Source organism: Paenibacillus albidus, assembly GCF_014644435.1.
Lineage (GTDB): Bacteria > Bacillota > Bacilli > Paenibacillales > Paenibacillaceae > Paenibacillus_AQ > Paenibacillus_AQ albidus.
The window spans coordinates 19,935-39,215 of record NZ_BMKR01000052.1 but is presented as its reverse complement, the minus strand read 5'-3'; the positions used below and the strand labels follow the sequence as shown (position 1 = coordinate 39,215).

Here is a 19,281-nt window from a genome sequence, read left to right as displayed (position 1 = left end):
AAATGCACTTCGACTTAATCACCCAAGAATCCCACTGCTTTAGCTGTGGGAGTGTCAAATAAGGAGTGACTCTATGAAAAAACGGCTTGTTCTCCCCTTTATTGTGCTGCTGTTGCTGCTGCTTGCTGGCTGCGGTCCCGGCAAGGATTATACGATTGACAACGTAGAGGTCCAGGCCCGGATTCTGCCGGATGGCGATTTAATTGTCCAGGAGCTGTTCACCTATACCTTTAAGGGTTCCTGGAATGGGGCCACCCGATACATTGATACCGCAGGGCATCCGGAAATAGAATATTTTGAAGCCTACATACCGCCTGCAACCGGGAAATTTGCAGATTTTACATATGACAATTTGAACCGGCTTACGGTTAAGCTCAATCAAGACAATGATACCTATTATGCCTATACGGCATCCGAAGACGAAAGAAAGCGGGTATATTACCGCTACAGAGTTAAGGCAGCAGCTGTAAGATACACGGACCGGGGCGAGCTGGACTGGCATTTCCTGACCCATAATCAAAAGGATCTGGGCAACGTCACGATAGACATTCTGCTGCCGGGAAGCGGCAACAGCGACAGCGGGCGTGTGGGCTATGAGCTGCTGGACACTGCAGGTGGCGGAGAAGTGGTGATGCTGAAGCCGGATGCCTCTTCCGGCAGCCCGCTGACGCTGCATTATGCCAATGAACGTCTGGCTGCTGACGGCACCGCCCATATGAGAATCTCGTTTCCGGAGGAACGGATGGGAGATGCGCCGGTATACAACGGGACGGGAGTGCCACAGGAAGTGGAGGATGAGAAGGCGGCGCAGGAGAGAGAAGCAAGGGAAGCGGCCCGGGCTGAACGGGATGCGGCTTTGGCTCCGGTGGAGAAGGCGGCCCGGCTCCTGTCCCTCGGCTTTGCTGTTATGCTTGTGCTGCGTATTCTGTCACCGCGGCGGATGATGGCTTTAATGCGGCGGGGCGAGCTGCCGCCGTCCATACTTGAGACCATGGACCCGCTGCTGGCTGCCTATATATACCGCAGAGGCCGGCTCAAGAAGCGGGATCTCTTCGCCGGGGTGTTCTCGCTGCGGCAGCGCGGTCTGGCGGTTATGGAAGAGGGGACAGCTCCGGTGCGTTTCCGCCAGGATGACAACGGGCCGGACCGGCTGCCCAAATTCATCTTTCAGGGACAGCGGCGGTTTTTGAACAAGATGGACCTCTTTTTGGTAAAGCGGTTTTTTCGCAGCTATGGCAAGCAATTCTCCCCGGAAACTATTGCCGGTCCCACGCCGAAAGAGCGGAAGTCGGGGAAGGACCGGCGGAGCTACCGCAAAAAGGCACTGCAGTTAGAGAAAGATTTCAAAGAATGGGCCGCCTTGCTCTCCGGGGAAAAGCCCTTTCAGGAATATGTGCGCCCGAATCCCCACCTGCGCTGGATTTGGGGCAGCTTGTCTCTGCTTCATTTATTGTTTGTACTCTATTTATTGGCGGAAGAAGGCGCAGGGGGATGGGGCTACGGGGTTGCGGCCGTTCTCCTGACAGCCGGAGGTATCCTCAGTACTATTTATAGCCGGAAAACATGGCCGATGCTGCTGTCCCTTCTAGGTTGCCTGCTCACGGTGGCCGGACTTGCAGACACGCGGGCTGGGACGGCCTATATATACCTGCTTTTTCTCACGCTTGTGCTGGTGCCGCTGGTGCCGCGTTATCTGCTGTCTGCGGAAGCCATGCGTTACCGCTCTGCCCTGAAGTTATGGCGGAGACGGCTGGGCCAAGGCGGGGTTTCCGGTGGAGCCGCCGGGTCCGCCGCTGACACAGAAGCATTTGTCCGGTGGGGAGAGTTCGCACTCACCCTGGATGTCGGCAAACGTTATTTGGCGGCTGTACAGCGTCGGTGGCCGGGTTCTGCCGAAGTGGCAGCCGGACATTTGGTTATGTTGGAGGGTTTGGTCTATACCCAGCGTTTGGTGGATTATGTTACGCCGGAGCTGTCCTCCTCGGGAAGCTCTTATGATGGAGGCGGGAGCTCTGGAGGAAGCTCTGGAGGAGGCGACGGCGGGGGCACGGGGGCTTTTTAACCCTTAAGACTCTAAGGCCGGATATGGACCAATGGCGCATTTGCCGCCTGGCAGCTGAAGATATTATGCTATAGAATACGGCTTCTTGAAGCTGTAGACTTAAGGGGAATGCTGGCGAACCCAAGCCTGTTGTGACAGGAGAACAGGAGAACAACAATGATGACTGAACAACAAGGAATAGAACGGATCAATGTAGGGATATTCGCTCATGTCGATGCCGGGAAGACCACAACGACGGAGCATCTTTTATATGAGAGTGGGCGCATTCGGGCGCTGGGCAGTGTGGACACCGGCACGGCGCTGACGGATTCCATGGAGATTGAGCAGCAGCGGGGCATCTCGGTCCGGGCGGCACTGGCTTCTTTTGCCTGGAAAGGCGTGCAGATTAATCTGGTCGATACTCCCGGGCACGTCGATTTTCTATCGGAAGTGGAGCGTTCACTGCGAGTAATGGATTGTGCGGTGCTGATTCTGTCGGCTGTGGAAGGCGTGCAGGCCCAGAGCGAGATGATCTGGGGAGCCCTGCGCAAGCTGCGGATTCCGACCCTGATCTTTATGAACAAAATGGACCGCACCGGCGCCGATCCGTTTGCCGTATTGAAGCAGGCACGCACCTATCTGTCCACAGACATCATTCCGGTTCAGCACCCTTTAGGGACTGAGCAGGAGTATGCAGGGGCCGAGGATTTATGGCAGGCTGGAGCAGATAACGCTGCACAGACCGAACTGCTGGAAGCGCTCGCCGAGCGGGATGAAACGCTGCTGGAGACGTATATGTCGGGAGAGGTTACCGATCTGGCGGATTGGAAAAAACATCTGGCGAAACAGGCCGCGTCAGCCGCGTTGTTCCCGCTTATCTACGGAGTGGCGGCCAAGGGGCTTGGCATTACGGCGCTGCTGGACGCCATGGTGGATTATTTCCCGCGTGCCGGGGGCAGCGCGGAACGTCCTGTGTCCGGGATTGTGTACAACATCCAGCGGGACCCGGGCATGGGGCGTATGGCTTTTGTCCGCCTATATGAAGGGACACTCCGCAACCGGGACACGGTGCTGAATTACACGCAGGATCTCCAGGGCAAAGTGACCCAGATCCGCAAGGTGGAAGGGGGGCAGACCCAGGATGTCGGGCTGCTGGAAGCCGGCGACATTGCCGTGGTCTACGGGCTGCCTGCTGTCAGGGTCGGGGATGTGCTGGGCAGTCCGGCGGCGATTCCGCAGGAGGCCAAGCTGGCTGTGCCACTCCTGACCGTCCGGGTGTTCTGGCCTGAAGGCACAGAGGACCATAAGGTGATCGGTGCCGTACAGGAGCTGGCGGATGAAGACCCGCTGCTGGATGCCCAGTGGCTCCAGGACGAACGGGAGCTGCATATCAAAGTCATGGGCCCGATCCAGCTCGAAATATTGAGCAGCGTACTGGAATCGCGCTATGGTCTGGCGGTGTCCTTCGGGCAGCCGTCCGTGATCTACAAAGAGACGCCTGCACGCGCTGGCGAGGGCTTTATTGCCTACACCATGCCGAAGCCGTGCTGGGCTATTCTGCGCTTCCGGATTGAGCCGGGTCCGCCGGGCAGCGGCCTGGCCTATGAATCTGTGGTGCGCAGCTCGGATTTGCTGCCGCAGTACCAGAACGAGACGGCCCGGCGTGTACCGGAGGCGCTCCAGCAGGGCCTGTACGGCTGGGAGGTCACCGACCTGAAGATAACGCTGGTTGAGGGGCAGCACCATGTGTGGCATACCCATCCGCTGGATTTTGCCGTGGCGACTCCGATGGGCCTGATGGAGGGTCTGGCCAATGTAGGGACCCGGCTGCTGGAGCCGATTCTCCAGGTGCGCATCGTGGTGCCCGAAGAGAACGGCGGCCGCGTGATGAACGACCTGGTGCACATGCGCGGCACCTTCGAGCCGCCGGTGCTGCAAGGCGGCCGGATGCTTATCGAGGGCCGTCTGCCGCTGGCGACGTCGCTCGATTATCCCGTTCATTTAAGCTCCTTCACGAAGGGGCGCAGCACGTTCACCTCCTTTTTTGCCGGGTATGAGTTATGCCCGCCCGAGGTGACAGCCGAGCGCACCCGCCGGGGCGTGAACCCGCTGGATCAGGCCAAGTATATTCTAAGCGTGCGGAAGGCGCTGCAGGGGTGAGGGGGATTAACTGGTCCAAATTTGCGGTGCGAATGTATAGCTCACATAGAATCCCCGGGAGATTCGCACCATTTTTATTACATATTATAGGAGTTTCTATGCGGGTTAAGTAAATTTAAATTGTGGAGTTACTGATATTAACCTATTATTGATATGTAAAAAGGTATGAAACCCCTTTCATGGGTGATTATCGCTGTCGCTCCCTGTGTGGGACCGTGGTTTGAAACACCCTCGCATCCGAAGGATAAGTTATCGTTACCGCCGCTTCCCGCACCAACACCCCCTTCACAAATAGAAGGGGGTGTTTACTCAAGACGAGCCTATTTTGGCTTGCAATCAATGATTTTTTAGCTGAGTACGAGGCTATTTCGTCGCTGCACACCATCCGTTCTATTCATCCCATTCACTCAGGAACAAACCCCGCTTCCGCTTTGGCGCTTGCGGGGGGGACCTTCATGTCTTTGTCCCACACAAGCACCCGATCCTCTGGAGTACCATAATAGATCGTGTTAAACTGTTTGTCCTGCCCAAACCTCTCTTTATAATAATAATCGAACATATCTATAGTGTCATATCTGCTAATCGCACTCTCATGCTTGGCTTTGCTTTTAATAATCGGTCGTTTAGGTGTAATATAGATGGTCCCGTCCTCATGATATGAATAATTGGCTTGATTTGATTCGTAACCATCCGTCAAACGTACATGATACACGATCTTACCGTCGGCGAGCTTGCCGACATCGCTGATTGCGATGACATCCGAAGGGACTGATGCGATATTCCAGCGGAACAATCCGACATACGCAAGTGCAATGACTGCGCAGGATAACGTAGCTATAGCTCCCCCTTTTATAAAAGACATCCATCTCGAGCGATTCCACACTGTGGCAATGCGCTTGATCGCCTGTCCCTCTTGACGGTTGTTGTAGGCTGACGAACTAGGTATTTGGAGATCTGTTTTTAAGTTGTCCAGCTCCTGTTTTAACTCGGGAGAGGTAGCAAGATGCAACTCTATTATTTTCCTCGTTTCCGGACTACAGATGTCATCCACATATAAAGGCAGCAGGTCGCGAATAACATCATCATGAACTTGGCTCATGCCTATGATTCCTCCTTCAGCAACTCCTGGATTTTGTGTTTAGAACGGTAAAAAGTGACTCTGGCCCAGCTTTCGCTTTTCTCAAACAACTGGCTAATCTGTGCATATGACAGCTCCCCGAACACCCTCAGAGTGAATACCTCTTTATAGGGTTCATGCAGATGGTGCAGTGCCTTGTGGATTCGAAAGACATCATCTTTTTTCAGAATAGCTTCTTCAATATTGTCCCCGCTTGCTCCGGTAATGGTGTGTTCGGGGTCTAATCGCTTTTGTTTATCCATATGGGAAAAATAAGTGTTATTCGCGATTTGGCATAGCCAGACACTGAGCTTACAGTGGCCTTTGAAGGAGTCGATACTCTTGAGCGCTTTGAAAAAAGTCTCCTGTGTGACTTCCTCAGCCAGAGAGTGATTCCGGCTCAAAGAATACACAAATAAATAAACCTCACGAAAATATTGATTATAGATCTCATCAAAATCGGTCACGCTCTCACATCCTCACACCTATAAGACTGACTAAACTCTATTACGTTACAAGGGTTACATAGAAATTTTAGTTTCTGAAGCAGCATAACAAATATGAGGAGGTTGGTGGAATAATATTTGTCCCGCTACCCAAGAGGTTTTGCTTGTTGTGCTATGGATAAGCGGAGCTTAGAATGGTAAATAGAGGGGCTGATGTTTGTAATTTCACAGTGCGAATGTATAGCGCCCATGAAATTCACGGGAGACTCGCACCATTTTTATTACATATTTTGTATGAGATAATGGATGGAGTGTTATTCGAGGGGTGTGTTTTGCATGAAAAGTTGCAAGAATTATCGAATCAATACAGGGGCTGACTATAATCCTTAAAAAACACACTTGGATGAGTTCCCTTCGCGGACTGGATATTTATGTGAATTACTTAAGGACAAAGTTGTTTTTCGATAAGATCTTGCCGTCGATTTCAAAGGTACATTCATATGTGCCCAAAGGCCAATCAATGGCATCTAAATTAAACATTTGACCTGAGACGCCTTTGTTGATATTCATGTTAAAGGTCTGTACAACCTTCCCGCTGCTTACGTTAATCACCTTAAATACCCCTTTTGAACTCTTCAAATGTACACTGGGAAAAGATATTTGGGCTTTAAGATTTTCCCTTGTTGTAAATTCTTCCGCTGAATCAATAAAAGATAAGTTAGAGTCATTGATATTATAGCCAAAAGTTATCGTGTAAGTATCAGGCATTGTAGCTGATTTATCTAAATTATTCAGGATGCTTATTACAAACCAAAGGGCTAAAAGAAAAAATATGAATGCCACTGCCACTAAAATTTTTTTTTTCATAAATTCACCACCTGATTTTGAAAGTCTAAAGAGCAGAAACTTCAATTAAATATTAAATATCTACTCTATAGACTTTATTTTAAATACTTTAATTAGAATTTATTTAAGCGTTCGTCACCACCCAAAAACATAAAACTGGAGCAGTTATACCCCATATTTAAATAATTATGAGTATATGCTGCATTCGGTTTAGCGGTTTTGTTACAATAAACATTTGCTCGATTAACATTAAAATCAGAATCCATGGCTTCTTGCACACAATATGCCCCTTGAGAATAGGCTGAAAATAGTATTGGATTTGAATAATATATTAAACCTGACGAAACAGCTAGAGCACAGTCGGAATCATTTTTTGGGAATCGAGATCCTTGATCATAATAAGATTTATTACAACTAACATGACCTTGATTAGTTAATAAAAGCATCCTACCATTGCCCTGTCCTAAGATCTGCCCAACGTATTATCCATTCCAATAATCTGGATCAGACATCGGTGTAACCAGTGTATCTGGAGATGTGAAGAGCATAGCATCATGAATGGACAATTTATCTTCAGTGATATGCTGCATTTGATCTCCCTCGGGTTGCATTTTGTCCTCTAAATTAGAAATAAGTGCTGTAATATCAAGGTCTATCTCTATCGGTAAAGAATTATGGCCACTTTCTACAGTAATGTCCTTCTCAACTAATAGCTTGTCATTGTTATATATTTTAAAAGTATGTTTTCCTGGATCAACTTCATCAATCATAAATTGTCCATCAGTTACAGCGAATAACTTATTATCAATTTCAACTGCAGTATCAGGAAGTTTAGTATTAATTGCAGCAACTCCATCCTCAATTGTTATGATGGATTGAGTAACCAAATCATCAAAGTTCAGATTCAGTTTTGAAATATGACTTTTTACTTGGTCAATAGTCATTCCTGTATAAGCATATTTAGTTTTGATTTCCCCATGAACCATTGCACTTGATGTGGATGCTTCTGCCTTTTCGGTGTATACAGGAATTGACCACATTATAGCGAGCCCGAAAATTGCTATTGATTTAATAAGTCTACTTTCCTTCATTTAGAATGTCTCCTTTTATTGGAATATTATATTACAAAATAATACATAAGTGTATTAAAAGGAGAAGTTAATAAAATCACATCAAATCATGAATATGATTTTAATTTATCTATAAATTTCAAATTATTAATTAGAAATGGAATTCTATTTTGCCAATGTGTACAGAGGTACTCTAAAATTTGGCCTTTTTATCAGGAACTTTATGTCATTTTTAAGTATAGAATGGCTGTCGCTCCCGTGTGAGTGTGGATTGAACCTCCCGTAGCAGTTATGGTCTCCGGGAAGCCTAGTCGTTTTCCGCTTGAAATACTAGGCCAACAAACGTTAAACGTTATATGCGTGCGCCTCCCCACTGCACTTTGTACATCAGACCGCGCGTAAACTATGCTCATTTTCGATTTGAGTGTATTTGATGCATTGGGAATTGAGAAAAAGGCGGGAAAACGCCTGTTTTCTTGATTCTGAGTGTACGAAATACATCAGAATGGAGGTTTGGGCGATTCCATAGCGATTCTGCTGCACTAAATACATCAGGAAGCGCTTTCGCGCGAAAGGGTGAGTTCCCAGCAGCCCCCCTTTGCCTGCTTAGGTTAATGCACCAGCGTCTCTCCCAGGGCCGCTCCTCCATACGCCCACCCATTTACAACTCTCTCCCGCCCTGTTACAATCCTTAAAACTCACAAAGGGGCATACATACCTATGAAACGAATCGGCTGCTTTCACGCGCATTACTCCAACATTGAGCATATTGAGAAGGCTTTGAGTTCTTATAAGGTGGAGTTGGTGCATTTTGTAGATCCGGGGCTGGATCGGATGAAGAGGGACGAGGATTTCAGCGCGGCAACCGTGGAGCAGAAGGTCATGGATACTTTGGACTGGATCGCCAAAAGCCACGTGGATGCCATCCTGATCACCTGCACTCTGTTCACGGCCGTTTTTGATCCGGAGATTCACCGGTACAATGTTCCTGTAATCTGTATCGATGATCCGCTGTTTGAGGATATATGTGGCAGGGGAGAAGCGGTGGTGGTTGCTTTTACCAATCCGGGAACGGTGGAAGGGTCGATGAACCAGCTCTTATCCTACGCCCGCAAACAAGGCAAGCAGCTCCAGGCCGAGCCTGTCCTGCTGGAGAATACGTTCGAGCTTATCATGTCAGGCCGCAAAAGCGAGTATCTGGCAGCTGTATCCGCAGGGTTAAGTCAGCTCGTCAAGGAGCATCCGGGCAAATGTGTGATCGCCGCGCAGCTGTCCATGGTGCCGGCAGCGGCTCTGGCCTCGGAGCAAACGGGGGTTCGCGTAGGCAACCAGCTGGATTCACTGGCCGCCCATTTGGAGGACTTGCTGGAGCTTGTAAGGCAAAGCTAATTAGCCGGAAATGCCGGTACATGTTCCTGGAGCCGGCGCGGTCCTTTTTCGTGGAAAGGTGTTCAAGTATGCTGCAGAAGCGTAGAGGTTGAACACACTGAGGTGAAGAAGAAATCCGACTCCAGCATGGTGGCATCCACGTTCATCAAATACGCCGCCTACATCATTATCTTTTTTGGATTTTTATTTTTTCTGGTCAAATATGTCTTTCCTAAATTCTAATGTTGCATCAGCGGTAGAGCTTCCGGCGCGTAATTGTGCTTGGCTCTACCGCTTTTTAACTTACTCCGCTTCATCCTCGGGGGCATGGTTCATCTCATGCTCAGCCTTCTTCCGCGCACGGAAGCGGCGCACCTTCATCAGATTCCCGCAGGCTTTATCGTCGCAGTACCGCTTGGAGCGGTTGCGGGTATCGTCGTAGTAGACCCACAGGCAGTCCGGGTTCTCGCAGATGCGGAAGCGTGAGGCTTCTTTCTCCAGCAAGGCTTCGGCAAAAGAGGCCGCAATCTCCGCCATCACCTGATCCCAGCCGCTGCCTTGTGGCAGCAGTTTGATTGCCGCTTGCTGCCCGTTATCCCACACGATCTGCCGGATCACCGGCCCGCGCAACATGTACCTGTTCAACGCCTCCAGTTGCATTTTGTCCGGACGTTGTTCCATTACAATCTCTTGAATTCGCTCCCATAGCCAGGAACGCAGCTCCCGCAGCTGTTCCAACTCCGACTCATCCGGTATTAAGCCTTCAGGCAATGCGTGTTTCTTCAGCCACTTATCCAGCCATTCCTGATCCTCCAGCTTGTCCCGATCCTTGCTCCGGTCTCCGGTGCGCCAATCCCGCCAATAGCTGTTCACGAAATCATCCCATAGCAAGGTGCTCACCCTTTCTCACGTTCAACTCTGCTTGTTTTATTGTAACAGTTAAAAATAAGTTTTACTAGTTACTTGAATGGCGGCGGAGAATATGCTACATTTTTTGTGTAACCATTATTTATAGGTTTAAGTCGTTACGGAATGAACAACAACTTTCGGGAGGTAGAGCATGCAGAATAAGATTAGTGAGGTTTTGCTGCAAAATTGGGATTATGCCATGGATACGGAAGACTGGTCACCGCCGCTCAGTGATGCACTGGAGGGCGTGAACAGCGAGCAAGCAGGCTGGAAGCCGCAGGGAGCAGCGGGGAATTCGATCTGGGAGACCGTTAACCACCTGACCTATTACAAGGACCGCCTGCTGCGCAAATTGAAAGGGCTGGAGCAGGAACCGCAACCGGATAGCAATGACGATACATTCACGGTCAAAGAGAGCGGAGAAGAGGCTTGGCAGAAGGCTGTTGCCCACTTGAAAAGCATCCATGCCCAGCTCCGCGAAGTCATCGAAGCTTTGGAAGAAGGGGCTTATGACTGGGGTGGAGCGGGGCATGCGCCGGGTGAAGAGGTGATGAGCCTGATCCTGCATGATGCCTACCATACAGGCCAGATTGTACTGCTGCGCAAGCTTCAGGGATCGTGGCCATCTACACGCAGATTCTAGCTGCCAGGTTATCCCCCGCAAGTTAAAGGCTGTGCCCGGGTTAGGGCACAGCCTTTTTAAAGAGTTATTCCGCGCAGTTGCCTCGGCCCATCCTTAAGGGGTCCATTGATCGTGGATGATGCCCACAAGCGCATGGTCTTCGCCGATCTTCTCGAACACAAGACGCAGGCTGCGCCAATCCATTCCTTCGACCTTGGGGTCTATGCCGTCGATATGATATTCGACAAAATCATAACTCTCCTTCGGATACACTTCGTTTAGATTATTCAGTGTGGTTCCCTCTCCAAGGCCTTTGTTTAAGGCAATTTCGCCTTCCTTGATGAAATCAGCATCATAGACAAAACGTTTGAAGTAGTCCGCAAAGGTCAGTTCGATCACCTCGCCGTTGCCGGGGAAAGAACGCCACTTGTACAGGGTACTGTCTTTCATAGAACCTTCGATCTGTTCCGAGGTAAATACGAGATCATTTTTGGGGTCCACATAGGCATATGGGGAGAAGCGCAGGCCCTTGTCCTTGTGAACCCATGCCGCCAGCTGGTCCATATCTTTATTTTGTAGGGCTCTCATTACAGTAGCGGCAGCTTCCTTCGCTGTCGGCGGAGTGCCTTCGTCCGGTGCTTCCGCAGCAGGCTGTGCTGATTCTGCAGGTTCTGCCTCTGGCGGGGCTGGTGTCTGCGTGGGTTCCACAGTGGCAGTGGCAGTGGCTTCCGCACTGATTTCCGGCGTAGCTTCCGGTGCAGCTTCCTGATTATTGTTGCAGGCGGCCAGCAGCAGCATAAGAGCCACCAGGGCAACCCATCCGGTGTACTTGAACATGCGCATATTCTCTCTCCTTTATTTTGAGCTTAGCTATTTTGACGCGTGGAATGCGAAAAAGTTGCATTAGGGAAAAATATTTGACAATATTTCTATGTTTTAATAGGATTATAAGAATCGGTTAGCAGATATGATCTTTAGGAGGAAAGTCGATGAAAAAGATGATTTGGCTTGGGGCGGCAGTAGTCCTGGTATTTGCACTGGTATTTAAACTGAATGACCGTGGGTCTTCTACCCAAACGCTTACAGCAACTGAGGCTCCATCGGCACAAGAAGCGGCCCCAACCGCAGCTCCGGACGAGTCCGTAATCATATCGGGAGAAATTACAGGACCTGCGGGGGGCAAAGAATTATCCATATGGATGATTGGTGGAGGCTCCAATAATTTTGGCCAAGAGTCCTGGGAACAAGGAGAGACGATCTCTTTCTCTGTAACAAGTGAGCAGGATCAGAAGCTTGAGATTGGGATCATGTCCATCGCTACAGAAGAGGTGTTCACTGAGACCCTCCAGACCGGAACGGGTACCGTGGATATTGAAGTTCCAGAGAATGGGGATTACCGCATTTATATTAAAAACCATTCTCCTGACAGAGCCGATTTTGTAATAAAGTTAAATAAGGAATTGCTCAGTCCTCTTGTTTGAAAAAGAGATAAAGGGAGCTATAAAATGTAAAGGTCATTTCCCGGCAATGCGCTTTTTGATCCATTCGATCGTCTCAGGTGTGGTGTTCCCCAGCATCTGCTCAAAGGACGCGAACTGCCTCATAACATAGCTTGGATCGAATTTTTCTTCAGGATTGAACAAATCTTCAGGGTAGTCCATCGACTCCAAATCGTGTTCCGTTACCTGTCCTATGTATTCAAAGGAATACTCGAAGGTGCCCTCCTGTATATAAAGATCGACGATCTCCTCAATGCGCTCCCGTCCAAGGTGATCCGCCACAGTGAGGGAAGAGGGGGCGGGCCAGTAGGCTCCGCTCAGACAGGCTCCGCTTCGTACATAATCCTCCCGGATGGATTCGATATTCCTGTACGTATAGAAATCCGAAGCCCAGCGCGAGCCGTCGGGGAAGGTGACAATAACATAGACGTTGCAATCGGCCGCGTCCTCTAAAGGGATTTCCGGAGAAATGTGGATGTGTCTTGTGCTGCTAATCATGAAGTGAAGGAAGCTCCTTTCTAGATCCGTCATTGATTTGTGCGCAAAAACGGATACCGCCTTCTTGCTTAAACGGCGATACCCGCTTGCTTCCCGTATATTCCGGTCCATTGATCCGGCATTAGAACTGCGCCTCACTGCGCGATCCGGCAGCATTGCGGTAGAAAAACCAGCATTCATTCAGCAGCTTGATCTGACGGCGGTCTTTCTTATAATAAGCTTTCATCAGCTGATGGCAGAGCCATTGCGGCAAGGGTATCCCTCCTCTTGGCATGCATACGTAAGATAGCATATGAGGGAAACTGCCCAAAGGTGCAGCCTAAAAGAAGCAAAACCGGAGGAAAGACGCGATCAGACTAATGGACGCCTTCTTCTTCCTCTTCATACCACTGTTCGAGCTGGGCCTGGAGGGCGCGGATCTCGGTCAGCAGGGAGATCAGCGGATAATTCTTCTGCTCCTGCACGGCTGCAAAAGCCCGTTCCAGACGGTTAATATAGTTCAGGCCTGACTCCAGCATCAACTCCTCGCGCAGCAGCTCCAGCGAATCGCATTCGGCTATCGCGAGCGGCAGGTCCGGCACATTGTCGGCGGTCAGCTTGTCGATTTCTTTATTGAGCCGCAGGTTCAGCGCACTCAGCTGGTAAGCATATTCCTCGGGCATTTCTACGAATTGAAGCTCTTGATGCTGCTGTAAGATTACATACCGCATTTTCGGCATTGGTCATTCTCCCTCCGTACTTGTCTTCCTTCTTGACAGTTTAGCCTATGCACAAGTTACAATTCAAGTAGAGATCTGATTTCCCGTGGAAAGGACTTGTGAGAGAACGAGATGGAGACGATGAGCAATGAAGAGCTGCAGCAGTGGATTGAACAGGTGTCGCGGGACAGCTTCGGGGTGCCGTTCCGGCACAAGGCCACTTTTAACAGCAGACTGTCCTCTACGGGCGGGCGTTATTTTACCAAAAGCCATAATATAGAGATCAATCCCCATCAGCTGGCTATGTTTGGACGCGAGGAAACCGAGAAGATCATCAAACATGAGCTGTGCCACTATCATCTGCATTTGGCGAAGCGGGGTTATATGCACCGGGATGCCGATTTCAAAAACCTGCTGAAGCAGGTCGGCGGCAGCCGTTACTGCCAGACTTTGCCCGGAGCGAAGGCACGTAAACCGCTGCCCTACCGGTATAAGCTCGTCTGTACCTCCTGTGAAACAGCGTATCCGCGCAAGCGCAAGGTTGATCCGAAGCGTTACCGTTGCGGGAATTGCCGGGGCAAGCTGAAATTGCTGGCGCTCGGGACACCGGAAGTGCAAGACAAATAAGAAGCAGCCAAGACGGGGATGGATTCTTCCACCCCTGGTCTCGGCTGTTTTGTGTGTTAGGAGTGCTATTTGATGACAAGGCCAAGCAATCCGGCAAAAGAGGCCGCCTGCTGCGCCGAGATTATACAGCCGTTCAGGTCCTCGATTTCTACATGCAGTCCGGTGAAGTCACAGTCGCTCAGATCTATTCCTTTCAGCCTGGAGCCGGAAAAGGTGGCTTGATCGAGCTTGCACCCGCTGAAAGCGAGGCTGTGCAGGACGGATTGATAATAATCGGCGCTCAGAAGGGAGCAGTGCTCAAAGGCCACCTGCTTCAGATTGGCGAACCGGAACGCTGCCATATCCCCCAGACTCTCCAGCACACGTACATTCTGAAATCTGGCGTCGGCAAAGTCTGTGCCGACCATCCGGCACTGCTGGAACACCGTCCGGTGCACAAAGGCCCCGCTGAAATCCACGTTGGACAAATCACAATTCTCAAACAGGGTATCCGTAAGCTCGATGCCCGGCAGCGAGCATTCGACGAAGGTTACATTTTTGAACAGGACCTTGTCGAACGAGACTTTGCTTGCTTCCTGGCCTTCAATTATACAGTCGCTGATGATACAGCGGGTAATTTCCTCTTTGGACTGCAGGAAGTCTATCTGTACAGTCTCCAGGGAGGTAAGAGCAGGTATTTTGGGTGCTTCGATTTTGAAATTCATACAATTCTCCTTTTATTTCAGCCGATACTTAATTGTAGCAGAAGATATTTGAAAAGAAGAGGTGCTGTACATGAAAGTTCAAATGATCCGTAGCACCACCCTCGGCTGGAATATGCCGGTGTAATCTTTTGGATTGACCCCATGTTTAGTGAGCAGGGGATCAATCCTCCGGAATGCTCCCAGGGAGATATGATATAATTTGGCAGGGGAACTTATACTTTTTCGGGGGAAGGAGTTTGACATGCCGATTAAACAAGCGATAGAGGAATTGATAGACTTGGCCAACAAGATTTTTGAGGAGCTGGAAATGACCTTCGAAGAGACGAATGAAATAGAGCGGCAGATTATTGCGCTGCTGATCCGCAAATTCGGTTATAGTCCCGAGCAAGCGACGGCTTTTGCCGAGAATCTGATTCAGTCCACAGCCCCGCAGAAGCAGGATGTAATGAATGCCATTATTCACAGGGGCATTGATGGCCACCGCCAGTATCAACATGAGGACTATGAAGGATTAAGACACAACATCACAGAAGTGCTGATTACCGTACAAGAGGACAATTAAAAATGACGATACAGATTCCGGATATGCTGCAGTATGACGGGATGAAGGATTTCCATATCGTTGGGCTGGACAAAGTCTGGCCTTTTAGACCGGAAGCGTACGGTTTACAGCCTCATGATCGTTTCACAGCTTGCTACAGAGGATACTTTTGTCAGTATGAAGTGCGGAATCAGCAGTTGTGGCTGAAGGAACTTTGCATTTGGCTGGAGGATACCTTGGTTCCTGTGGAGTGGAGTGGAACATGGACTAAGCCGGATATGTTAGGCTGCAGTAAATGCCGCGGGGTGGAATTGTCTGTCCCGTATACTGGGAAAATGCTGATTTGCCGAGAATTTGTTCATAAAAACCACTATTACGCAGGATGGGAGCGTCCTATCGATTATCGGCAAACCTTTGAACTGGAGCTTCATGAGGGTCGGGTAATTGAAGTAACGGATTACAGCCACATGATGGAGGAAGTCAGGGGACTGACGGAGCTTGGTGAAAGGGAGCAGGAGCTTTTTGCAGACGATCTTTTTACAGCCTACCATAAAAAGTGGGTTTATTATTAAAGTTTCCTGAAAACGATCCCAAAATATAGGGCCCCGGCTTGACGGAACTCCAAAATCATGATAAATTATTTCTTGTTCAGCTATTTATTATTCCCTGATAGCTCAGTTGGTAGAGCACTCGACTGTTAATCGAGTTGTCACAGGTTCGAGTCCTGTTCGGGGAGCCATTTTCTTGGAGAGATACCCAAGTGGCTATAAGGGGACCCTCTGCTAAGGGGTTAGACTGCGTAAGCGGTGCGAGGGTTCGAATCCCTCTCTCTCCGCCACATAATTGTGGCCTTAGCAAATAACCACATCTACATAACACGTCGAAGAGCTCCTGCGGGGGCTCTTTTTTATGTGCACTCAAGCTGGCCTATTTGGGCATTATTAGAGAAACATATAGCGGCATCACAGTACCGGCATATAAATATATTATCTTGGGAGACTGGTGCCGGATGGCATTGCTGCGACCAAGGACTTGCAACTGGCCACTGGCAAAATTACAATAAACGAAACGCATGATCCAGTCAAAGCCGCAGTGGTGCTGAAGTTCGTGTGACTCCTGTGGCCCTGCGCACAACTTAAGGAGGAAACGAAAATGATCGTCGGCGTCCCCAAGGAAATCAAAAATAACGAAAATCGGGTAGCGATTACGCCAGCCGGAGTAGAGGCGCTTAGGAAAGCCGGACATACCGTGCTTGTAGAGCAAAATGCGGGTGCAGGCAGCGGGTTCGACAATCAGGAATATCTGGACAAGGGGGCTGTAATTCTGCCGCTCGCTTCAGAGGTGTGGGCGCAAGCCGGGATGGTCATGAAGGTAAAGGAGCCGCTTCCTGAGGAATATGGGTATTTCCGTTCCGGCCTGATCTTGTTCACCTATCTGCATCTGGCTCCCGAAGCGGCTTTGACCCGGGCGCTTGCAGACAGCGGTGTGACTGCGGTCGGTTATGAAACCATTCAGCTTGAGGACGGTTCCCTGCCTCTGCTGATCCCGATGAGTGAAGTGGCCGGCCGGATGGCCGTGCAGATTGGGGCCAGTCTGCTGGAGAAGCCGCATGGCGGCAAAGGAGTGCTGCTGGCCGGTGTTCCCGGTGTACAGCCGGCAGAGGTCGTTATTGTCGGCGGCGGCATCGTGGGTACCAATGCCGCGAAAATTGCGCTGGGAATGGGTGCCCGTGTAACCGTGCTGGATGTGAGCGCGAAGCGGCTGCGTGAACTGGATGATATTTTTGGAGGGCGGCTGGTGACAATCATGTCGGATTCGTATCATCTGGAGCAGGCGGTGCGCACAGCGGATTTGCTGATCGGTGCTGTACTTATTCCGGGGGCGCGTGCTCCCAAGCTGGTTAAGGAATATATGGTCCGGCAAATGGCGGAAGGGTCGGTTATTGTAGATGTGGCTATTGACCAAGGCGGGTCCATTGAGACCATCGACCGGATTACGACACATGCAGATCCGACTTATGTCAAACACGGGGTAGTCCATTATGCTGTAGCCAATATGCCGGGAGCCGTGGCACGTACCTCGACCCTTGCCCTCACCAACGTAACCATTCCCTATGCGCTGCAGATTGCCAAGCATGGCATCCGGGAGGCCGTTAGCCTTAACAAAGCGCTTGCCAAGGGGGTTAATGTGGCGGGAGGTCTGGTCACCAATCAGGCTGTAGCGGATAGTCTGGGTTATTCTTATACGGAGAGTCTTGCTGCACTGGATACTGTGCGGGAAGAACGGTAGATCCTGAGATATTCTCTGTGGGAAGGCAGAGAGGGAGAGGGAGCGTGCCTTTGTTAACTGGGGCCACGCTCCCTTCTCTTAAATATTTTAAAAAGTGCTTGTCAAAATCCAAGGAGTTTGATATACTCATTTTTGTTGTGACAAGAGCATAACCAACAATCATGGCCCGTTGGTCAAGGGGTTAAGACACCTCCCTTTCACGGAGGTAACATGGGTTCGAATCCCATACGGGTCATAACTATGCGGTAGTGGTGGAATGGCAGACACGCTATCTTGAGGGGGTAGTGGGTGTATACCCGTGGAGGTTCGAGTCCTCTCTACCGCATACTACAAGTAAAAGTAAGAAATCCTTTGCATGCAGAGGTTTTCTTACTTTTTTTGTATGCCGATAAGTTAAGTCAGGCTGTTGCCTTTCAGGGCACCGGCATATTTGGGATACAAAAGCCTGATGCATTCCGGACAGATATCATGCGTGAGTTGGACGGATAGCCGATGCTGCAAAAAACGCTCAATGGTCACCCATTCCTCCTTGCTGTTGCGGATGGATTTGCAGGAGGCGCAAATAGGGAGGAAACTGTGTTGCTTGTCCCGGGAGACTGTTGGTCTTATCGGCTGGAGATGCCGTCCTTCGATAACCGGGCCTACATCATGGCAGGAAATAACCAGTGCGCATCTTGCCGAAAAAGGGTCTGCCAGCATGGGGCAGGCGTCGATCCGGAAGAGGCGTCCTCCTAGCCTTGGGGAGCGGAAGGGATATTCTTCACTGAATACAAGCCGTTCTCCCCGGAGGATACCTTGCAAGGACTCCTGCAGCACGGTTCTCTGGTGTACGTCTGAGATCAGCTCCGTGAGCAGATCAAAGTAATTCATCCCCACCCAATCTCCCGCGGTAGACAAGCCGTATTCGCTGATGTGGGCGATCCAGCTGCTGTTGGCATACAGAATGCTTCCATATCTGTCGATAACCAGAGTATTGTGCGGCATCGTTTCGAGTGATTGGGTAAGGGTAGTGGATATGCTTTTGGACAAGGGTTATCGCTCCTTGGATCTTGCAGGATGAAAGGCTAGGATGGGGGAAGGTCCAAAAGCTTCTCGACCTGACGGCGGTAGCGCTCGGCCCTGCGTGTGCCATGAATTAGATTGGACAGGCGGTAGGGAGGAATTCCATACATCCGGCAGAATTCCTTTTGATCCACACGCATTTCCGTCAAGCGTTGTTTGATTGCCCACCCGTAGGGTGTTATGGGACGTTTGCTGTTCAGCTGACTCACCTCTTATCGACATTCCAGCCGTGTGATATAATGGGATAAGACATAATAATAGTTAATTATATACTTTTTTACGTCATTTTACAATAATAAATATCGTAAATACGTAATTTCAAAGCGAAGAAAGGCGGTTTGTGTATGCAGTCCATCTACGAGCGGATAGAATATCTCATTAAACAAAAAGGAATTACCAAGAAATCTTTCGGTGAGCAGCTGGGGATCAGCACCGGTAATATGGGAGATTGGAAGCGGGGTAAATCCACACCCGGCACACATAAGCTGATTGAGATCGGGGCCTTTTTTAATGTCAGCCTGGACTGGCTTATTCTGGGCAAGCAACCTGCCGAAATTTTGCGTGAGGGCTCCGGTGATTATTTTTTTGAGCAAATACGGCAACTGGATTGCCACGCAGAGGAACTGCTTCCTAAGGAGCAGGAATTTATCAAAGAGTACATAGAATTCACCGAATATCGCAAGCGCAAAGCGGAGGATAAAAATTCCTGAAGCCGGGATCTTTACTTTTGCAAAGAGTGGACTTATAATAATGAGTGTTGGCCTCAAACAAAGCATCAGGTAAT

The 19,281-nt window shown here is 49.8% G+C and carries 23 protein-coding genes and 4 tRNA genes; 14 read left to right on the top strand and 13 right to left on the bottom strand.

Features of this window, described 5'->3' with window-relative positions; translation table 11 throughout:
• The first annotated feature begins 73 nt into the window (after positions 1-73).
• Both IEY53_RS32135 and IEY53_RS32130 read left to right on the top strand, forming a co-directional pair.
• Entirely contained in the window at positions 74-2,062 is a 1,989-nt protein-coding gene (locus tag IEY53_RS32135) for a DUF2207 domain-containing protein (protein WP_189032068.1), read from the top strand.
• 159 nt (positions 2,063-2,221) lie between these two features.
• Positions 2,222-4,201, top strand: a complete 1,980-nt coding sequence (locus IEY53_RS32130; RefSeq protein ID WP_189032066.1) for a GTP-binding protein — start codon at positions 2,222-2,224, stop codon at positions 4,199-4,201.
• Positions 4,202-4,604: 403 nt separating this feature from the next.
• Here the strand turns inward: IEY53_RS32130 and IEY53_RS32125 are convergent, their stop codons facing one another.
• From IEY53_RS32125 to IEY53_RS32105, 5 genes are all read right to left on the bottom strand, one after another.
• Positions 4,605-5,300 (bottom strand): zf-HC2 domain-containing protein, encoded by a 696-nt coding sequence (locus IEY53_RS32125; RefSeq protein WP_189032064.1) that lies wholly within the window; start codon positions 5,298-5,300, stop codon positions 4,605-4,607.
• Between the two features lie 2 nt (positions 5,301-5,302).
• On the bottom strand, positions 5,303-5,785 hold the full coding sequence (locus IEY53_RS32120) for an RNA polymerase sigma factor (protein WP_189032063.1): 483 nt from the start codon (positions 5,783-5,785) through the stop codon (positions 5,303-5,305).
• A 417-nt stretch (positions 5,786-6,202) separates the two neighbouring features.
• Entirely contained in the window at positions 6,203-6,631 is a 429-nt protein-coding gene (locus IEY53_RS32115; RefSeq protein ID WP_189032061.1) for a ligand-gated ion channel, read from the bottom strand.
• Positions 6,632-6,723: 92 nt separating this feature from the next.
• Positions 6,724-7,056: a hypothetical protein gene (locus tag IEY53_RS32110; RefSeq protein ID WP_189032059.1), complete on the bottom strand. Its 333-nt coding sequence runs from the start codon at positions 7,054-7,056 to the stop codon at positions 6,724-6,726.
• 36 nt (positions 7,057-7,092) lie between these two features.
• Positions 7,093-7,701 carry a hypothetical protein gene (locus IEY53_RS32105; protein WP_189032057.1) on the bottom strand — a complete coding sequence of 203 codons (609 nt, stop codon included), beginning with the start codon at positions 7,699-7,701 and terminating at the stop codon, positions 7,093-7,095.
• 699 nt (positions 7,702-8,400) lie between these two features.
• Between IEY53_RS32105 and IEY53_RS32100 the strand changes: the two genes are divergently transcribed.
• Complete coding sequence (locus tag IEY53_RS32100) at positions 8,401-9,069, top strand: hypothetical protein (protein WP_189032055.1); 669 nt, start codon at positions 8,401-8,403, stop codon at positions 9,067-9,069.
• Positions 9,070-9,351: 282 nt separating this feature from the next.
• On the opposite strand, the gene IEY53_RS32095 is transcribed toward IEY53_RS32100, so the two are convergent.
• Positions 9,352-9,921, bottom strand: a complete 570-nt coding sequence (locus tag IEY53_RS32095; protein ID WP_308424273.1) for a CGNR zinc finger domain-containing protein — start codon at positions 9,919-9,921, stop codon at positions 9,352-9,354.
• Between the two features lie 187 nt (positions 9,922-10,108).
• Between IEY53_RS32095 and IEY53_RS32090 the strand changes: the two genes are divergently transcribed.
• Positions 10,109-10,600, top strand: a complete 492-nt coding sequence (locus IEY53_RS32090) for a DinB family protein (RefSeq protein ID WP_189032051.1) — start codon at positions 10,109-10,111, stop codon at positions 10,598-10,600.
• 93 nt (positions 10,601-10,693) lie between these two features.
• Here IEY53_RS32090 and IEY53_RS32085 read toward each other — a convergent pair whose 3' ends face one another.
• Positions 10,694-11,422, bottom strand: a complete 729-nt coding sequence (locus IEY53_RS32085; protein ID WP_189032049.1) for a hypothetical protein — start codon at positions 11,420-11,422, stop codon at positions 10,694-10,696.
• A gap of 146 nt (positions 11,423-11,568) precedes the next feature.
• Here IEY53_RS32085 and IEY53_RS32080 point away from each other — a divergent pair, with 146 nt between their 5' ends.
• The gene (locus IEY53_RS32080) at positions 11,569-12,060 is read left to right on the top strand and encodes a hypothetical protein (RefSeq protein ID WP_189032047.1); all 492 of its coding nucleotides are present in this window, start codon (positions 11,569-11,571) and stop codon (positions 12,058-12,060) included.
• Positions 12,061-12,093: 33 nt separating this feature from the next.
• On the opposite strand, the gene IEY53_RS32075 is transcribed toward IEY53_RS32080, so the two are convergent.
• The 3 genes from IEY53_RS32075 to IEY53_RS32065 all read right to left on the bottom strand — a co-directional run bounded on the left by IEY53_RS32075 (position 12,094) and on the right by IEY53_RS32065 (position 13,295).
• Entirely contained in the window at positions 12,094-12,576 is a 483-nt protein-coding gene (locus IEY53_RS32075) for a hypothetical protein (protein WP_189032045.1), read from the bottom strand.
• A 121-nt stretch (positions 12,577-12,697) separates the two neighbouring features.
• Positions 12,698-12,829, bottom strand: coding sequence for a cortex morphogenetic protein CmpA (gene cmpA / locus IEY53_RS32070; RefSeq protein WP_189032043.1), 132 nt, complete (start codon positions 12,827-12,829; stop codon positions 12,698-12,700).
• A 103-nt stretch (positions 12,830-12,932) separates the two neighbouring features.
• Positions 12,933-13,295, bottom strand: coding sequence for a hydrolase/acyltransferase (locus IEY53_RS32065; protein WP_189032041.1), 363 nt, complete (start codon positions 13,293-13,295; stop codon positions 12,933-12,935).
• A gap of 120 nt (positions 13,296-13,415) precedes the next feature.
• Here IEY53_RS32065 and IEY53_RS32060 point away from each other — a divergent pair, with 120 nt between their 5' ends.
• Positions 13,416-13,901, top strand: a complete 486-nt coding sequence (locus tag IEY53_RS32060) for a SprT family protein (RefSeq protein ID WP_189032075.1) — start codon at positions 13,416-13,418, stop codon at positions 13,899-13,901.
• Positions 13,902-13,966: 65 nt separating this feature from the next.
• Here the strand turns inward: IEY53_RS32060 and IEY53_RS32055 are convergent, their stop codons facing one another.
• Positions 13,967-14,605: a pentapeptide repeat-containing protein gene (locus IEY53_RS32055; RefSeq protein WP_189032039.1), complete on the bottom strand. Its 639-nt coding sequence runs from the start codon at positions 14,603-14,605 to the stop codon at positions 13,967-13,969.
• 241 nt (positions 14,606-14,846) lie between these two features.
• Here IEY53_RS32055 and imm48 point away from each other — a divergent pair, with 241 nt between their 5' ends.
• The 7 genes from imm48 to IEY53_RS32020 all read left to right on the top strand — a co-directional run bounded on the left by imm48 (position 14,847) and on the right by IEY53_RS32020 (position 17,760).
• Entirely contained in the window at positions 14,847-15,167 is a 321-nt protein-coding gene (gene imm48, locus IEY53_RS32050; protein ID WP_189032037.1) for an Imm48 family immunity protein, read from the top strand.
• A 2-nt stretch (positions 15,168-15,169) separates the two neighbouring features.
• On the top strand, positions 15,170-15,718 hold the full coding sequence (locus tag IEY53_RS32045; protein WP_189032035.1) for a hypothetical protein: 549 nt from the start codon (positions 15,170-15,172) through the stop codon (positions 15,716-15,718).
• Between the two features lie 91 nt (positions 15,719-15,809).
• Positions 15,810-15,885 (top strand) — tRNA-Asn (locus tag IEY53_RS32040).
• Positions 15,886-15,892: 7 nt separating this feature from the next.
• Positions 15,893-15,984: transfer RNA gene (locus IEY53_RS32035), tRNA-Ser, on the top strand.
• Positions 15,985-16,298: 314 nt separating this feature from the next.
• Positions 16,299-17,435: an alanine dehydrogenase gene (gene ald / locus IEY53_RS32030; RefSeq protein WP_189032033.1), complete on the top strand. Its 1,137-nt coding sequence runs from the start codon at positions 16,299-16,301 to the stop codon at positions 17,433-17,435.
• A 163-nt stretch (positions 17,436-17,598) separates the two neighbouring features.
• Positions 17,599-17,670 (top strand) — tRNA-Glu (locus IEY53_RS32025).
• 7 nt (positions 17,671-17,677) lie between these two features.
• A tRNA-Leu gene (locus IEY53_RS32020) sits at positions 17,678-17,760 on the top strand.
• A gap of 68 nt (positions 17,761-17,828) precedes the next feature.
• Here the strand turns inward: IEY53_RS32020 and IEY53_RS32015 are convergent.
• Together IEY53_RS32015 and IEY53_RS32010 are read right to left on the bottom strand one after the other, a co-directional pair.
• On the bottom strand, positions 17,829-18,464 hold the full coding sequence (locus IEY53_RS32015) for a PAS domain-containing protein (protein WP_189032031.1): 636 nt from the start codon (positions 18,462-18,464) through the stop codon (positions 17,829-17,831).
• A 35-nt stretch (positions 18,465-18,499) separates the two neighbouring features.
• On the bottom strand, positions 18,500-18,697 hold the full coding sequence (locus IEY53_RS32010; protein WP_189032073.1) for an XRE family transcriptional regulator: 198 nt from the start codon (positions 18,695-18,697) through the stop codon (positions 18,500-18,502).
• Positions 18,698-18,841: 144 nt separating this feature from the next.
• Between IEY53_RS32010 and IEY53_RS32005 the strand changes: the two genes are divergently transcribed.
• Entirely contained in the window at positions 18,842-19,207 is a 366-nt protein-coding gene (locus IEY53_RS32005) for a helix-turn-helix domain-containing protein (RefSeq protein ID WP_189032029.1), read from the top strand.
• The last annotated feature ends 74 nt before the right edge of the window (positions 19,208-19,281 follow it).

What these genes read in the sequence shown, in the direction of transcription:
- IEY53_RS32135 (WP_189032068.1), top strand. Translation starts at nt 74, where the DNA reads ATGAAAAAACGGCTTGTTCTCCCCTTTATTGTGCTGCTGTTGCTGCTG.
- IEY53_RS32130 (WP_189032066.1), top strand. Translation starts at nt 2,222, where the DNA reads ATGACTGAACAACAAGGAATAGAACGGATCAATGTAGGGATATTCGCT.
- IEY53_RS32125 (WP_189032064.1), bottom strand. Translation starts at nt 5,300, where the DNA reads ATGAGCCAAGTTCATGATGATGTTATTCGCGACCTGCTGCCTTTATAT.
- IEY53_RS32115 (WP_189032061.1), bottom strand. Translation starts at nt 6,631, where the DNA reads ATGAAAAAAAAAATTTTAGTGGCAGTGGCATTCATATTTTTTCTTTTA.
- IEY53_RS32110 (WP_189032059.1), bottom strand. Translation starts at nt 7,056, where the DNA reads ATGCTTTTATTAACTAATCAAGGTCATGTTAGTTGTAATAAATCTTAT.
- IEY53_RS32105 (WP_189032057.1), bottom strand. Translation starts at nt 7,701, where the DNA reads ATGAAGGAAAGTAGACTTATTAAATCAATAGCAATTTTCGGGCTCGCT.
- IEY53_RS32100 (WP_189032055.1), top strand. Translation starts at nt 8,401, where the DNA reads ATGAAACGAATCGGCTGCTTTCACGCGCATTACTCCAACATTGAGCAT.
- IEY53_RS32090 (WP_189032051.1), top strand. Translation starts at nt 10,109, where the DNA reads ATGCAGAATAAGATTAGTGAGGTTTTGCTGCAAAATTGGGATTATGCC.
- IEY53_RS32085 (WP_189032049.1), bottom strand. Translation starts at nt 11,422, where the DNA reads ATGCGCATGTTCAAGTACACCGGATGGGTTGCCCTGGTGGCTCTTATG.
- IEY53_RS32080 (WP_189032047.1), top strand. Translation starts at nt 11,569, where the DNA reads ATGAAAAAGATGATTTGGCTTGGGGCGGCAGTAGTCCTGGTATTTGCA.
- IEY53_RS32075 (WP_189032045.1), bottom strand. Translation starts at nt 12,576, where the DNA reads ATGATTAGCAGCACAAGACACATCCACATTTCTCCGGAAATCCCTTTA.
- IEY53_RS32065 (WP_189032041.1), bottom strand. Translation starts at nt 13,295, where the DNA reads ATGCCGAAAATGCGGTATGTAATCTTACAGCAGCATCAAGAGCTTCAA.
- IEY53_RS32060 (WP_189032075.1), top strand. Translation starts at nt 13,416, where the DNA reads ATGAGCAATGAAGAGCTGCAGCAGTGGATTGAACAGGTGTCGCGGGAC.
- IEY53_RS32055 (WP_189032039.1), bottom strand. Translation starts at nt 14,605, where the DNA reads ATGAATTTCAAAATCGAAGCACCCAAAATACCTGCTCTTACCTCCCTG.
- imm48 (WP_189032037.1), top strand. Translation starts at nt 14,847, where the DNA reads ATGCCGATTAAACAAGCGATAGAGGAATTGATAGACTTGGCCAACAAG.
- IEY53_RS32045 (WP_189032035.1), top strand. Translation starts at nt 15,170, where the DNA reads ATGACGATACAGATTCCGGATATGCTGCAGTATGACGGGATGAAGGAT.
- ald (WP_189032033.1), top strand. Translation starts at nt 16,299, where the DNA reads ATGATCGTCGGCGTCCCCAAGGAAATCAAAAATAACGAAAATCGGGTA.
- IEY53_RS32005 (WP_189032029.1), top strand. Translation starts at nt 18,842, where the DNA reads ATGCAGTCCATCTACGAGCGGATAGAATATCTCATTAAACAAAAAGGA.